General features: G+C 69.4%; 12 protein-coding genes. 9 read left to right on the top strand and 3 right to left on the bottom strand.

Annotated elements, in window-relative coordinates; translation table 11 throughout:
- Positions 1 to 75: 75 nt before the first annotated feature.
- A complete protein-coding gene (locus ACK4TH_RS00585) occupies positions 76 to 459 on the bottom strand; it encodes an Mth938-like domain-containing protein (RefSeq protein ID WP_409621159.1) in 384 nt (127 codons plus the stop codon).
- Positions 460 to 563: 104 nt separating this feature from the next.
- Here ACK4TH_RS00585 and ACK4TH_RS00580 point away from each other — a divergent pair, with 104 nt between their 5' ends.
- The 7 genes from ACK4TH_RS00580 to clpB all read left to right on the top strand — a co-directional run bounded on the left by ACK4TH_RS00580 (position 564) and on the right by clpB (position 9,579).
- Positions 564 to 1,799, top strand: a complete 1,236-nt coding sequence (locus ACK4TH_RS00580) for a pyridoxal phosphate-dependent aminotransferase (RefSeq protein ID WP_409621156.1) — start codon at positions 564 to 566, stop codon at positions 1,797 to 1,799.
- 44 nt (positions 1,800 to 1,843) lie between these two features.
- Positions 1,844 to 3,175 (top strand): homoserine dehydrogenase, encoded by a 1,332-nt coding sequence (locus ACK4TH_RS00575; protein WP_409621153.1) that lies wholly within the window; start codon positions 1,844 to 1,846, stop codon positions 3,173 to 3,175.
- On the top strand, positions 3,175 to 4,605 hold the full coding sequence (thrC, locus tag ACK4TH_RS00570) for a threonine synthase (protein ID WP_409621150.1): 1,431 nt from the start codon (positions 3,175 to 3,177) through the stop codon (positions 4,603 to 4,605). The genes ACK4TH_RS00575 and thrC overlap by 1 nt, the downstream gene beginning before the upstream one ends.
- 11 nt (positions 4,606 to 4,616) lie before the next feature.
- Positions 4,617 to 5,951 carry a gephyrin-like molybdotransferase Glp gene (gene glp, locus ACK4TH_RS00565; protein ID WP_409621147.1) on the top strand — a complete coding sequence of 445 codons (1,335 nt, stop codon included), beginning with the start codon at positions 4,617 to 4,619 and terminating at the stop codon, positions 5,949 to 5,951.
- Between the two features lie 78 nt (positions 5,952 to 6,029).
- Positions 6,030 to 6,281 (top strand): MoaD/ThiS family protein, encoded by a 252-nt coding sequence (locus ACK4TH_RS00560; RefSeq protein ID WP_409621144.1) that lies wholly within the window; start codon positions 6,030 to 6,032, stop codon positions 6,279 to 6,281.
- 4 nt (positions 6,282 to 6,285) lie between these two features.
- The gene (locus ACK4TH_RS00555; protein WP_409621141.1) at positions 6,286 to 6,783 is read left to right on the top strand and encodes a molybdenum cofactor biosynthesis protein MoaE; all 498 of its coding nucleotides are present in this window, start codon (positions 6,286 to 6,288) and stop codon (positions 6,781 to 6,783) included.
- A 192-nt stretch (positions 6,784 to 6,975) separates the two neighbouring features.
- Positions 6,976 to 9,579 (top strand): ATP-dependent chaperone ClpB, encoded by a 2,604-nt coding sequence (gene clpB, locus ACK4TH_RS00550; RefSeq protein ID WP_409621138.1) that lies wholly within the window; start codon positions 6,976 to 6,978, stop codon positions 9,577 to 9,579.
- A 10-nt stretch (positions 9,580 to 9,589) separates the two neighbouring features.
- On the opposite strand, the gene ACK4TH_RS00545 is transcribed toward clpB, so the two are convergent.
- Both ACK4TH_RS00545 and ACK4TH_RS00540 read right to left on the bottom strand, forming a co-directional pair.
- Complete coding sequence (locus ACK4TH_RS00545) at positions 9,590 to 10,615, bottom strand: NAD-dependent epimerase/dehydratase family protein (protein WP_409621136.1); 1,026 nt, start codon at positions 10,613 to 10,615, stop codon at positions 9,590 to 9,592.
- Positions 10,612 to 11,814, bottom strand: a complete 1,203-nt coding sequence (locus ACK4TH_RS00540) for a nucleotide sugar dehydrogenase (protein ID WP_409621635.1) — start codon at positions 11,812 to 11,814, stop codon at positions 10,612 to 10,614. The genes ACK4TH_RS00545 and ACK4TH_RS00540 overlap by 4 nt, the downstream gene beginning before the upstream one ends.
- 228 nt (positions 11,815 to 12,042) lie before the next feature.
- On the opposite strand from ACK4TH_RS00540, the gene ACK4TH_RS00535 reads away from it, so the two are divergent.
- Both ACK4TH_RS00535 and ACK4TH_RS00530 read left to right on the top strand, forming a co-directional pair.
- Positions 12,043 to 13,065, top strand: a complete 1,023-nt coding sequence (locus ACK4TH_RS00535) for a glycosyltransferase family 2 protein (protein ID WP_409621133.1) — start codon at positions 12,043 to 12,045, stop codon at positions 13,063 to 13,065.
- A 5-nt stretch (positions 13,066 to 13,070) separates the two neighbouring features.
- The gene (locus tag ACK4TH_RS00530; protein ID WP_409621130.1) at positions 13,071 to 14,066 is read left to right on the top strand and encodes a lysylphosphatidylglycerol synthase transmembrane domain-containing protein; all 996 of its coding nucleotides are present in this window, start codon (positions 13,071 to 13,073) and stop codon (positions 14,064 to 14,066) included.
- Positions 14,067 to 14,077 lie beyond the last annotated feature (11 nt).

Raw genomic sequence — 14,077 nt, 5'->3', positions numbered from 1 at the left:
GCGTGTTTGGATGGTCGAGTGGGTCCGGGAAGAACCGCCGAACATCTTGATATTTTAGCGCATTTGCCCACGGCCTCAGGCCGCGTCGGCGGCCTCGATCAACAGGGCGGCGACCACGCGTCGGCCTTCGCCAGCCAGAATGTTGTAGGTCCGGGCCGCGGCCATGGTGTCCATGGTCTCCACGCCGATGCCGCGTTCGATCAGGCCCCGCAGCAGGGGGGGGGGCACGAACCGCAGCCGCTGTCCGCTGCCAAAGAGCACGACCTCCGGCGCGTCGGCGGCCAACTGGTCGAAGTGCTGGGCGGTCAGTTCGGCGTGGCGGCGGCAGTCCCACGCCTGCAGTCGGCCGCTGGCGCTGATGACGATGCTGCTGTCGTACCGCTGGCCACCCACCATCACCCAGCCGGGGCCGTGGGCCTGTATGGACAGGGTGTCGATGCGGTCGGGCTGAAACTTCATGGCGGGCGCAGCCGGCCGGGAATCGCCGGCAAACTGTGGTGAAATTATAGGCTCCACCCCTGTCGGAGCGGTGCTTGCGTCGCCCCGACTTCGACCCACGCGCCATGTCCTCCACCGTCATCCACAAGTCCGCCAAACTGGCCAACGTCTGCTACGACATCCGCGGGCCCGTGCTCGAGAAGGCCCGCCAGATGGAGGAGGACGGGCACAAGATCATCAAGCTCAACATCGGCAACCTGGCGGTGTTCGGGCTGGAGCCGCCCGACGAGATCGTGCAGGACATGATCCGCAACCTGCCGCAGACGGCCGGCTACACCGACAGCAAGGGGCTGTTCGCCCCGCGCAAGGCGATCGTGCACTATACGCAGGAAAAGCGCATCGCCGGCGTGACGGTGGACGACGTCTACCTCGGCAACGGCGCCAGCGAGCTCATCACCATGAGCATGAACGCGCTGCTCAACGCCGGCGACGAGATCCTGGTGCCGGCGCCGGACTATCCGCTGTGGACGGCCTCGGTGTCGCTGTCGGGCGGCACACCGGTGCACTACCTGTGCGACGAGTCCAATGGCTGGATCCCGGATCTGGACGACATGGCGCGCAAGATCACGCCACGCACCAAGGGCATCGTCGTCATCAACCCCAACAATCCCACCGGTGCGCTGTACCCGGTGGAGGTGCTGCAGGCCATCGTCGAGCTGGCGCGCAAGCATGGGCTGATCATCTTCGCCGACGAGATCTACGACAAGGTGCTCTACGACGGCAACGTCCACACCTCGATCGCGTCGCTGGCGGATGACATCCTGTTCGTGACGTTCAACGGCCTGAGCAAGAACTACCGCTCGTGCGGCTACCGCGCCGGGTGGATGATCGTCTCCGGCGACAAGCGCTGCGCCAGGGACTACATCGAGGGGCTCAACATGCTGGCCTCGATGCGGCTGTGCGCCAACACGCCGGGGCAGCTGGCGATCCAGACGGCACTGGGCGGCTACCAGAGCATCAACGACCTCGTGGCGCCAGGCGGGCGGCTGTGCCGCCAGCGCGACCTGGCGCACCGGCTGCTGACCGAGATTCCGGGTGTGAGCTGCGTCAAGCCCAAGGCCGCGCTGTACATGTTCCCGCGCCTGGATCCGAAGATCTATCCGATCGAGGACGACCAGCAGTTCGCCTACGACCTGCTGGCCGAGGAGAAGGTGCTGATCGTGCAGGGCACCGGCTTCAACTACCCGACGCCGGACCACTTCCGGCTGGTGTTCCTGCCGCACGAGGACGACCTGGCCGAGGCGATCGGGCGCATCGCGCGCTTCCTTGGACACCTGCGGCGGCGCTACGGCACCGAGTGATTTTTGGCAACCCCCGGATTTTCATGACATTGGCAACCGCGACCATGAGCAACCTTCCCCCCATCCAAGTCGGCCTGCTGGGCATCGGCACCGTCGGCAGCGGCGTCTTCCGCGTGCTGCAGCGCAACCAGGAGGAAATCCGCCGCCGCGCCGGCCGCGGCATCGCGATCACGATGGTGGCCGACCTGGACACCGAGCGCGCGCGCGCCGTCGTCGGCGATGCGGCGCAGGTGGTGGCGGATGCGCGCGCGGTGATCGCCAACCCGGCGATCGACATCGTCGTCGAGCTGATCGGCGGCTACGGCATCGCGCGCCAGCTGGTGCTGGAGGCGATCGAGGCCGGCAAGCACGTCGTCACCGCCAACAAGGCGCTGCTGGCGGTGCACGGCAGCGAGATCTTCGCCGCCGCGCAGGCCAAAGGCGTGATGGTGGCGTTCGAGGCCGCGGTGGCCGGCGGCATCCCGATCATCAAGGCGCTGCGCGAGGGCCTGACCGCCAACCGCATCCAGTGGGTGGCCGGCATCATCAACGGCACCACCAACTTCATCCTGTCGGAGATGCGCGACAAGGGGCTGGACTTCGACGTGGTCCTGAAGGAGGCGCAGCGCCTGGGCTACGCCGAGGCCGACCCGACGTTCGACATCGAGGGCATCGATGCCGCGCACAAGGCCACGCTGATGAGCGCGCTGGCCTTCGGCATTCCGGTGCAGTTCGACAAGGCCTACGTCGAGGGCATCACCCGGCTGCAGGCGGCCGACATCCGCTACGCCGAGCAGCTCGGCTACCGCATCAAGCTGCTGGGCATCACCAAGCGCGTGGACGGCGGCGTGGAGCTGCGCGTGCACCCGACGCTGGTGCCGGCCAAGCGGCTCATCGCCAATGTCGAGGGGGCGATGAACGCCGTCGTCGTGCAGGGTGACGCGGTCGGCACCACGCTCTACTACGGCAAGGGCGCCGGCAGCGAGCCGACCGCCAGCGCCGTGATCGCCGATCTGGTGGACGTGACGCGCCTGCACACCGCCGACCCGCAGCATCGGGTGCCGCACCTGGCGTTCCAGCCGCACGCGATGAGCGACCTGGCCATCGTGCCGATGGAGCAGGTGGTGACCGGCTACTACTTGCGCCTGCGCGTGGCGGACCAGCCCGGGGTGCTGGCCGAGGTGACGGGCATTTTGGCCCGCGCCGGCATCAGCATCGATGCGGTGCTGCAGCGCGAGGCCGACGAGGTCGGCGGCGAGGGCAGCACGCAGACCGACCTGATCATCCTGACGCACGACACCGCCGAGGGCACGATGAACGCGGCGCTGGCGGCGATGCAGGCGCTGCCGACGGTGCTGGCACCGATCGTGCGCATCCGCAAGGAGGAGCTGGCCTGATGCTCTACCTCTCCACACGCGGCCACCCCGAACGCCGCCGCTTCAGCGACATCCTGCTGGAGGGGCTGGCGCCGGACGGGGGCCTCTATCTGCCCGAGCGCTACCCCCGCCTGGAGGCGGCGGATCTGGCGCGCCTGCGCCGCACCTACCACGAGCGGGGCTACGCCGAGCTGGCGTTCGAGATCCTGCGCCTCTACATCGACGACATGCCGGCCGAGGATTTGCGCGCGCTGCTGCGGCGCACCTACACCGCCGAGGTGTTCGGCACCGGCGAGATCGTGCCGCTGCGCCACTTGGAAAACGGCCTGTGGCTGGAGGCGCTGTCCAACGGCCCGACGCTGGCGTTCAAGGACATGGCGATGCAGCTGCTCGGCCAGCTGTTCGAATACGAACTCGCGCGCCGCGGCGAGACGCTCAACATCCTGGGCGCCACCAGCGGCGACACCGGCAGCGCCGCCGAATACGCGATGCGCGGCAAGCGCGGCATCCGCGTCTTCATGCTGAGCCCCCACGGACGCATGAGCCCGTTCCAGCAGGCGCAGATGTACAGCTTGCAGGACCCCAACATCCACAACCTCGCCATCGAGGGCGTGTTCGACGACTGCCAGGACATCGTCAAGGCGGTCAGCGCCGACCTCGAGTTCAAGCGCCGCCACCGCATCGGCACCGTCAACTCGATCAACTGGGCGCGCCTGCTGGCGCAGGTGGTGTACTACTTCGCCGGCTGGATCCAGGCCACCGAGCGCGACGACGAGCGCGTCAGCTTCACGGTGCCGAGCGGCAACTTCGGCAACGTCTGCGCCGGGCACATCGCGCGCATGATGGGGTTGCCGATCGAGCAGCTGGTGGTGGCCACCAACGAGAACGACGTGCTGGACGAGTTCTTCCGCACCGGGGTCTACCGCGTGCGCGGCAGCGCCGACACCTACGAGACCTCCAGCCCCTCGATGGACATCAGCAAGGCGAGCAACTTCGAGCGCTTCGTCTTCGACCTGCTGGGGCGCGACGCCGAGGCCACGCGCCGGCTGTTCGCCGAGGAGCTGGCGCAGCATGGGCGCTTCGACCTGTCGGCGCATCCGGCCTTCCCGCACGCGCGTCAGGTGTTCGGCTTTGCCAGCGGGCGCAGCACGCATGCGGACCGGCTGGCCACCATCCGCGACGTCTGGCAGCGCCACGCGATGCTGATCGACCCGCACACCGCCGATGGCGTCAAGGTGGCGCGCGAGCACCTGCAGCCGGGCGTGCCGATGATCGTGCTGGAGACGGCGCTGCCCATCAAGTTTGCCGCCACCATCGTCGAGGCGATCGGACGCGAGCCCGAGCGACCGGCGCGGTTTGCCGGCATCGAGGCGTTGCCCAAGCGGGTGCAGGTGCTGCCGGCGGACGTCGAGCGCGTCAAGGCCTGCATCGAGGCCGCCTGCCGCGACTGAGGAGCGCGCGAATGGCTGCGAACACCGCATCCCCTGCCGCAGGGCCTGCCCGCCCCGGTCTGATGGGGCTGGAGGACGCGTTGCAACGCCTGCTGGCCAGCGTCGAACCGGTTGCGGGGGTAGAGACGGTCCCCACCGCGGCGGCGGCTGGCCGCGTGCTGGCGAACGATTTGGCGTCGCCGCTGGACGTGCCGGGTTTTGACAACAGCCAGATGGATGGCTACGCCGTGCGGCGCGAAGATGTTGCGCGAGCCGTGGCCGAGGGCAGGGCATTGCCGGTGGCGCAGCGCATCCCGGCCGGTCACTTTGGTTGCGAATTGGCCCCGGGCACGGTGGCCCGCATCTTTACCGGCGCGCCCATGCCGGCGGGCGCCGATGCCGTGGTGATGCAGGAGGACGCGACGCCTGCCGAGCCCCCGGCCGATGCGAGTGCGGCCGAGGCCCAGGCCGCCCACGGCTGGGTGCGGTTAGGCACCGTTCCGACCGAGGGCCAGTGGGTGCGCCGCCGTGGCGAGGATGTGCGTGCGGGCGCGGTGGTGCTGGCGGCGGGTACACGCCTGTCGGCCGCCGAGCTGGGCCTGGCGGCCTCCATCGGCAGCGCGAGTTTGCGGGTCCATCGCCGCGTGCGGGTGGCGCTGGCCTCCACCGGGGACGAGCTGATCCAGCCGGGCGAGCTGCCGGCCGACCGTCTGCCGCCGGGGGCGATTTACAACTCCAACCGCTATTTTCTGGAGTCGATGCTGCAGCGCCTGGGGTGCGAGGTGACGGTGCTGGGCCGCGTCCCGGATGATCGGGCCGCGACGCAAACCGCCTTGACCGAGGCCGCCCGCGACCACGACGTCATTCTCACCACCGGCGGGGTGTCGGTGGGCGAGGAGGACCACGTCAAGCCCGTGGTGCAGGCCCTGGGCGCGCTGGACCTGTGGCAGATTGCCATGAAGCCGGGCAAGCCGTTTGCCCATGGGTGGATCGACCGCGCCCACGCCGGCGGGCGCGGCCGCTGCCACGTTCTGGGGTTGCCGGGCAACCCGGTGTCCTGTTTCGTGACCTTTGTGTTGTTGGCTCGGCCGTTTTTGCTGCGCCTGGGTGGGGCGACGGTGGCGCCGACGCTGCCACCTGCACTGCCGATGGAGGCGCATTTCGACCTGCCGCGAGCGGACAAGCGCCGGGAATTCCTGCGGGTGCGGCGCAACTGCGTGGGCGGACTGGACCTGTTCCCGAACCAGAATTCGTCGGTACTGACCTCGGTGGCCTGGGCCGATGGGCTGGTGGACAACCCCGCGGGTAGCGTGATTGCGCACGGCGACACGGTGCGCTATCTGCCGCTGGCCGGCTTTCTGGACTGACGGGCGGGCGCCGTCGCCGGCGCCTAGGGCGCGGGTATGATGGCAGCCGCGTCCCACCTGACCGCAAGCGTGCGTTTCATGAAAGTTCAGCTCCGTTTCTTTGCCGCCGTTCGAGAGGCCATTGGCGTTGCCAGTGCCGAGGTGGACACGTCAGCGCCGACCTTGGGCGCCTTGCGCGACGAACTGATCGCCCGCGGCGGGGCGTGGGCGGAGGCCCTGGCGCGGGGGCGGGCGTTGCGCATGTCGGTCGATCAGGTCATGGCCGACGAGGCCGTGCCGCTGCACGATGGCGCCGAGGTGGCGTTTTTTCCGCCTGTCACCGGGGGGTGAAGCCATGGCCCTCGAGCGGCGCAGCGTGACGATCCAGACCGAATCCTTCGACCTCGGCGCCGAGGTGGCGGCGCTGCGCGCGGGCGATGCTGGCATCGGCGCGGTGTGCGCGTTCCTCGGCACCGTGCGCGACGTCCATGACGGCGACGCGGTGGCGACGCTGGAGCTGGAGCACTACCCCGGCATGACCGAGCGCGCCATCGACGCGATGATCGACGAGGCGGCGCGGCGCTTCGACATCCGCGGCGTGCGCGTCATCCACCGCGTCGGGCCGCTGCAGCCGCAGGATGCGATCGTGCTGGTGGCGGTGACGTCCGCCCACCGCGGCCAGGCGTTCCAGGCGTGCGAGTTCCTGATGGACTACCTCAAGACCCAGGCGCCCTTCTGGAAGAAGGAGCACACGCCCCAGGGCGCGCGCTGGGTGGACGCGCGCGTCAGCGACGACGCGGCGCTGGCGCGCTGGGGCATCGAGGCGAAGAACGCCGAAAACCCAACCGGTTAACCGCGGATCCCGCGAACCGGATCAGCGGCACGGCAATGCAGGGCTGGCTCCGCCAGGGCGGGGTAGCCCTTCCGCGGCCGTGCCCGCGCCGTGCTGGACGTCCGGTTTGATCCGTGTCAACGACAACGGGCTTGAAAGCACCGCACAGTCGCCCCACATGGAATGGCAGTCAATTCTTTCGGAGCCCTTTCCATGCGAGCCGACAAATTCACCACCTCGTTCCAGGAGGCCCTGGCCGAAGCGCAATCGATGGCGTTGGCCAAGGATCACGCCTACATCGAGCCGGCGCACCTGCTGGCCGCGCTGCTGCGGCAGGACGGGCCGCCGGCGCTGCTTCAGCGCGCTGGGGTCAACGTCGCGCAGCTGAAGAAGGCCGCCGAGGACGCCGTGCAGCGCCTGCCGCAGGTGCAGGGCCAGGAACAGGTGCAGGTCGGCCGTGACACGGTCACGCTGCTGCAGGCCGCCGAGAAGGAGGCCGTGAAGCGCGGCGACCAGTTCATCGCCAGCGAGCTGTTTTTGCTGGCGCTGGCCGACAGCAAGATCATGCTGGCGGATGCCGCGCGCGCCGCGGGCCTGAACCGCAAGGCGCTGGAGGCCGCCATCGACGCCGTGCGAGGAGGACAAGCCGTGAACAGCCCCGAAGCCGAAAACCAGCGCGAGGCGCTGAAGAAGTACACGCTGGACCTGACCGAGCGCGCCCGCCAGGGCAAGCTCGACCCCGTGATCGGCCGCGACGACGAGATCCGGCGCACCATCCAGATCCTGCAGCGGCGCAGCAAGAACAACCCCGTCCTGATCGGCGAGCCGGGTGTCGGCAAGACCGCCATCGTCGAAGGCCTGGCGCAGCGCATCGTCAACGGCGAGGTGCCCGAGACGCTGAAGAACAAGCGCGTGCTGGCGCTGGACATGGCGGGGCTCTTGGCCGGGGCCAAGTACCGCGGCGAGTTCGAGGAGCGCTTGAAGGCCGTGCTGAAGGAGATCGCCGCCGAGGAGGGGCGCATCATCCTCTTCATCGACGAGATCCACACGATGGTGGGCGCCGGCAAGGCCGAAGGCGCGATGGACGCCGGCAACATGCTCAAGCCTGCGCTGGCGCGCGGCGAGCTGCACTGCATCGGCGCCACGACGCTGGACGAATACCGCAAGTACATCGAGAAGGACGCGGCGCTGGAGCGGCGCTTCCAGAAGGTGCTGGTCGATGAGCCCAGCGTCGAGGCCACCATCGCCATCCTGCGCGGTCTGCAGGAGAAATACGAGCTGCACCACGGCGTGGAGATCACCGACCCGGCCATCGTCGCCGCGGCGGAGCTGTCGCACCGCTACATCACCGACCGCTTCCTGCCGGACAAGGCCATCGACCTGATCGACGAGGCCGCCGCGCGCATCAAGATGGAGATCGACTCCAAGCCGGAGGCCATGGACCGGCTGGAGCGGCGGCTGATCCAGCTCAAGATCGAGCGCGAGGCGGTGCGCAAGGAGACCGACGAGGCGTCGCGCAAGCGGCTGGAGCTGATCGAGGAGGAGATCGCCAAGCTGGAGCGCGAGTACGCCGACCTGGAGGAAGTCTGGAAGGCCGAGAAGGCGCAGGTGCAGGGCTCGGCCCAGATCAAGGAGGAGATCGACCGCATCCGCTTCCAGATCGAGGAGCTCAAGCGCAAGGGCGACTTCAACAAGGTCGCCGAGCTGCAGTACGGCCGCCTGCCGGAGCTGGAGCGCCGGTTGCAGGAGGCGCAGGCGCGCGAGGCCGGCAAGGACGGCGCCAAGGGCTTCAAGCTGCTGCGCACGCAGGTCGGCGCCGAGGAGATCGCCGAGGTGGTCTCGCGTGCCACCGGGATTCCGGTGAGCAAGCTGATGCAGGGCGAGCGCGACAAGCTGCTGCAGATGGAGGCGCGGCTGCATGAGCGGGTGGTCGGCCAGGACGAGGCGATCGCCGCCGTCTCCAACGCCATCCGGCGCGCCCGCGCGGGCCTGAGCGACCCGAACCGCCCGCTGGGCAGCTTCCTGTTCCTCGGGCCGACGGGGGTCGGAAAGACCGAGCTGTGCAAGGCGCTGGCGGCCTTCCTGTTCGACAGCGAGCAGCACATGATCCGCATCGACATGAGCGAGTTCATGGAGAAGCACTCCGTGAGCCGCCTGATCGGTGCGCCGCCGGGCTACGTCGGCTACGAGGAAGGCGGCTACCTGACCGAGGCGGTGCGGCGCAAGCCCTACAGCGTCGTGCTGCTCGACGAGGTCGAAAAGGCCCACCCCGACGTGTTCAACGTGCTGCTGCAGGTGCTGGACGACGGGCGACTGACCGACGGCCAGGGCCGCACGGTGGACTTCAAGAACACCGTCATCGTGATGACCTCCAACATCGGCTCGCAGCGCATCCAGCAGCTGGCGCAGCAGGGCCACGACATGGAGGACATCAAGGACGCGGTGTGGGAGGAGCTGAAGGCGCACTTCCGCCCCGAGTTCCTCAACCGCATCGACGAGACGGTGGTGTTCCATCCGCTCGGCACCGAGCACATCAAGAACATTGCCCGCATCCAGCTGCGCACGTTGCAGGAGCGGCTGGCCAAGCTCGACCTGACGCTGACCTTCACCGACGCGGCGCTGGAGGAGCTGGCCAAGGTCGGCTACGACCCGGTGTTCGGCGCGCGGCCGCTGAAGCGCGCGATCCAGCAGCGCATCGAAAACCCGCTGTCCAAGCTCATCCTCGAAGGGCGCTTCCCGCCCAAGAGCGAGATCCCGGTGGACGTGGATCCGGTGCGCGCGCCGGGGCAGTTCCTGTTCGGGCGCACGGTGCACTGAGACCGGCGGCTCAGACGCGGTGGTACTCCCGGTACCACCGCACGAACCGCGCCACGCCCTCGCGGAACGGCGTGCGCGGCGCGTAGCCGGTCAGGCGCTTGAGCAGCGTGCAGTCGGCCCAGGTGGCCGGCACGTCGCCGGCCTGCATCGGCAGATAGCGGCGCTGTGCCGGGCGGCCCACCTCGGCCTCGATCGCCTCGACGAAGTCCAGCAGGCGCACCTTGTTGGAGTTGCCGATGTTGACCACGCGCCACGGCGCGGCAGGGCTCAGGGTGTCGCCCTCCACCGGCTGCCAGCCGTGCTGCGGCGTGCGAGCATCTGGTGCGGGCGGCACGGCGTCGATCAGCAGCCGGATCGCGCGCACGAGGTCGTCGACGTAGGTGAAGTCGCGCCACATGTCGCCGTGGTTGTAGATCTCGATCGGCGCGCCCTCGAGAATCCCGCGGGTGAACTTGAACAGCGCCATGTCCGGCCGGCCCCACGGGCCGTAGACGGTGAAGAAGCGAAACATCGTCGTGGGCACGCCGTGCAGGTGCGCCCAGGCGTGGCCCATCGCCTCGTTGGCTTTCTTGGTGGCGGCATACAGGGTCAGCGGCCAGTCGGTCTTTTGCCCCTCGTCGAACGGCAGCGCCTCGTTGGCGCCGTAGACGCTGCTGGTGGAGGCCATCAGCAGGTGGCGGGGCTTGAGCGCCTTGGCCACCTCCAGCACGTGGAAGGTGCCGATGAGGTTGGCATCCACATAGGCGCGCGGGTTTTCCAGGCTGTAGCGCACGCCGGCCTGCGCGGCCAGGTGCACGATGACGTCGGGCTGCGCGGCACGGGCGGCGGCCTCCAGCGCCGGCAGGTCCTCCAGCATCGCCTCGGTGGCGGCAAACGCCGGGTGTTCGCGCAGCAGCGCGTGGCGGCGCTGTTTCAGGCGCACGTCGTAGTAGTCGGTCAACCCGTCGTAGCCGTGCACCACGTGGCCGTCCTCCAGCAGCAGCCGCGCCAGGTGAAAGCCGATGAAGCCGGCGGTGCCGGTGATGAAGACCCTCATGCGTCGCCCCCGAACAGGTCGCGCGTGTAGACCCGCTCGGCGACGTCGTCCAAGTCGGGGTGGTGGCGGTTGGCCAGGATCAGGTCGGCCTGCGCCTTGAAGGCCGCCAGATCCTTCAGCACCGGCGAGCGGAAGAAGTCGTCGCCCTCGTAGGCGGGCTCGTAGACGATCACCGGCACGCCCTTGGCCTTGAGGCGCTTCATGACGCCCTGGATCGCCGAGGCGCGGAAGTTGTCCGAGCCCTGTTTCATGACGAGGCGGTAGACGCCGACCACCGGAGCGCGCCCGCCGGGGGTCGGCAGCGCCTGCAGCCGGCGCAGCACGTCGTCGGCGATGAAGTCCTTGCGGGTGGCGTTGGCCGAGACGATGGCGGCGATCAGGTTCTGCGGCACGTCGCGGTAGTTGGCCAGCAGCTGCTTGGTGTCCTTCGGCAGGCAGTAGCCGCCGTAGCCGAAGCTGGGGTTGTTGTAGCCGGCGCCGATGCGCGGATCCAGGCAGACGCCGTCGATGATCTGGCGTGTGTCCAGTCCGTGCGTGGCGGCGTAGGTGTCCAGCTCGTTGAAAAAGGCCACGCGCATGGCGAGGTACGTGTTGGCGAACAGCTTGATCGCCTCGGCCTCGGTCGGGTCGGTCAGCAGCACCGGCACGCGCTCGGGCGCGCGGCAGCCTTGGCGCAGCAGCTCGGCGATGAACTGGCCGCGCGGGCCGCGGTCGCCGACGACGATGCGGCTGGGGGCGAGGTTGTCTTCCAGCGCGCGCCCCTCGCGCAGGAACTCCGGCGAAAAGACGATGCGGTCGGTGCCGTGGCGCTGGCGCAACCGTGCCGTGAAGCCCACCGGCACGGTGGACTTGATGACCAGCGTGCTGTCCGGATGGGCGGCCAGCGCCTGCGCGGCCACCGCCTCGACGCTCGTGGTGTCGAAGGCGTTGGTGACGGGGTCGTAGTCGGTGGGGGTGGCGATGACGACGACGTCGGCGCCGGCCAGCGCCGGCGCGGCGTCGGTGGTGGCGGCGAGCTGCAGGTCGGCGCGCTGGCGCAGCCACTGCTCCGCCAGCGCGTCGTGGACGGTGGGGCGGCGCGCCTGCAGCGCCGCCACGCGCCGCGGGTCGATGTCCAGCACGGTGACGGGATGGTGCTGCGCCAGCAGCAGCGCGTTGGCCAGGCCGACGTAGCCGGCGCCGGCCACCGTGATGCGCACGGAGGCAGGGAAGGGGAGAGCGGAGGCGGACATGGAACAAAAGCGGAGAGGGTGAGCCCCTGTCAGCGGCGGATGGCCGCTGCGGTCGCCGCGCCGCATCGAATGGGGTCGAATGGGGCGCAAGGCGGGGTGCAGTATAGACACCGGTGACTACAATTCGGCGAACATGGTGACGCGCCGGGCATCGCGCCGTCGCGCCAATTTCACCGTTTTACCCGATTGTGCCGCATGCCGAGCGACAGCCGCCCCACCATTCCCCCGTCCCCTCGGCCCGATGAGGTCGCGCCCGACATTTCCGTGGTGATTCCCGTCTATCACGAGCGGGAGAATCTGCACGACCTGGTGGCCCGGGTGGGCGAGGCTCTGGAGGCCACCCGCTGGTCATTCGAGCTGATTTGCGTGGACGATGGCTCGCGCGACGGCAGCCCGCAGATCCTGGCCGAACTGGCTGCCGTCCACCCATGGCTGCGGCCGGTGGCTCTGGCGCGCAACTATGGTCAGTCCACTGCCCTGCAGGCCGGTTTCGAGCGCGCGCGCGGGCGCTACATCGTGACGCTGGATGGCGATCTGCAGAACGACCCGCTGGACATTCCGGCGATGATCGAGCGGTTGGAGACCGATCCCTCCGTGGACATGATCTCGGGCTGGCGCCACCAGCGACAGGACAAGGCGCTGTCGCGGCGCCTGCCGTCGGTGCTGGCCAACCGGCTGATCTCGTGGGCGACGGATGTGCGCCTGCACGACTACGGCTGCGCGCTGAAGGCCTACCGGCGCGAGATCATCGAGCGCATCCACCTGTATGGCGAGTTGCACCGCTTCATCCCCTCCCTGGCCCGGGAGGTGGGCGCCCGCATCGAGGAGATGCCGGTGCGGCATCATGCGCGCACGCGCGGCCAGTCCAAGTACGGCATCGACCGCACCTTCCGCGTGATCCTCGATCTGGTGCTGATCGTGTTCTTCCTGCGCTACCGGCAGCGACCGCTGCATGCGTTTGGCGGGCTGGGGTTGTGGCTGTTGACGCCGGGGCTGCTGATTCTGCTCTATCTGTTTGCGGTCAAGCTCAGCGGCGAGGACATCGGCGCGCGGCCGCTGTTGATGGTGGGGGTGATGGCCGTCCTCATGGGAGCGCAGCTGATCGTCGCCGGCCTGACTGGAGAGTTGCTGATCCGCGTCTATCACGAGGGTTCCGGGCGGCCGCAGTACCACACGCGCGATCTGCCCGAGCCGCTCGCCAGCGGCCGTCGCGCATGACCGGCGTGGCGCCCGCCAATGCGCCCCCGCGTGGGCGACGGTTGTGGCGCGTCGCGGTTGCGTTCGCGCTTCTCGGGGCCATTCTGGCCTGGGTGCAGCCCGATCGGGTGCTGTCGATTCTGGTCCAAGCGGACCCCGGCTGGGTGCTTGCGGGCTTGCTGAGCAGCACGCTGGGCAATGTGGCGTCGGCCTGGCGCTGGCGCGATTTGGCGGCGTGGCTGGGGCACCCGGCCCCGCTGTCGTGGATCGTGCCGGTGTATTTTCGGGGGGTGGCGGCCAACGTCGTGTTGCCGGGGGCTGTGGTGGGCGGCGACATGCTGCGGGCCTGGGGCCTGCATCGGCGCGGCATGCCCGTGCTGGAGGCTGGCGTGTCCGTGGTGCTGGACCGGGTGAGCGGCCTGTGGGGTCTGGTGATTCTGGGGGCCCTGGCCCTGGGTGCGGGGTTGTGGTGGGCGCCCGCGTCGGGCTGGCCGGCGGTCGTTCAGCGGCTGGGGGCGGTGCCGGCAGGGGGGCTGGCCCTGCTGGCCGTCGGCGCGGCGGTCGGGATGGCGGTTTTGCCGTATGCCGCCCTGCGCGTGACCCCCCGGTGGTTGGCGGGCTGGGCGTTGCTGCGGCGGCCGGCGTTGCGCTGGTGGCACCGGCTGGCGAATTGCCAGCCAGGGCGGCACTGCGCGCGTCAGATCGCGGGATCGTTGGTCGTGCAGACCGCGTCGGTAACGGCCCTGTACTGTGGCGCGCGGGCCATTGGCGCCCCGCTGCCCTGGGAGGCGCTGGCCGTGGCCGCGGTCCCCATCTTTGTGTTGGCCACGGTGCCCGTGGGATTTGGCGGCTGGGGCACGCGGGAGGTGGCCGCCATGGCTGCCTTGGCCCCCTTGGGGTACGACGCCTCGTCCGCCGTGGCGATGTCGGTGCTGTACGGCCTGTATCCCGTGGCCCATGCCGCCCTGGCGCTGTGGCCGGTGCCGCAATTGGACGAGGCACGCCCGCACCGCGGGGATTGACCCCGCGGCGG

It is taken from the genome of Tepidimonas sp. (assembly GCF_046292505.1).
Lineage (GTDB): Bacteria > Pseudomonadota > Gammaproteobacteria > Burkholderiales > Burkholderiaceae_C > Tepidimonas.
This window is presented reverse-complemented; position numbering and strand designations above follow the sequence as displayed.

Bases quoted from the DNA above. Each gene is read 5' to 3' on its own strand.
- ACK4TH_RS00585 (WP_409621159.1), bottom strand. From the start codon at position 459: ATGAAGTTTCAGCCCGACCGCATCGACACCCTGTCCATACAGGCCCAC.
- ACK4TH_RS00580 (WP_409621156.1), top strand. From the start codon at position 564: ATGTCCTCCACCGTCATCCACAAGTCCGCCAAACTGGCCAACGTCTGC.
- ACK4TH_RS00575 (WP_409621153.1), top strand. From the start codon at position 1,844: ATGAGCAACCTTCCCCCCATCCAAGTCGGCCTGCTGGGCATCGGCACC.
- thrC (WP_409621150.1), top strand. From the start codon at position 3,175: ATGCTCTACCTCTCCACACGCGGCCACCCCGAACGCCGCCGCTTCAGC.
- glp (WP_409621147.1), top strand. From the start codon at position 4,617: ATGGCTGCGAACACCGCATCCCCTGCCGCAGGGCCTGCCCGCCCCGGT.
- ACK4TH_RS00560 (WP_409621144.1), top strand. From the start codon at position 6,030: ATGAAAGTTCAGCTCCGTTTCTTTGCCGCCGTTCGAGAGGCCATTGGC.
- ACK4TH_RS00555 (WP_409621141.1), top strand. From the start codon at position 6,286: ATGGCCCTCGAGCGGCGCAGCGTGACGATCCAGACCGAATCCTTCGAC.
- clpB (WP_409621138.1), top strand. From the start codon at position 6,976: ATGCGAGCCGACAAATTCACCACCTCGTTCCAGGAGGCCCTGGCCGAA.
- ACK4TH_RS00545 (WP_409621136.1), bottom strand. From the start codon at position 10,615: ATGAGGGTCTTCATCACCGGCACCGCCGGCTTCATCGGCTTTCACCTG.
- ACK4TH_RS00535 (WP_409621133.1), top strand. From the start codon at position 12,043: ATGCCGAGCGACAGCCGCCCCACCATTCCCCCGTCCCCTCGGCCCGAT.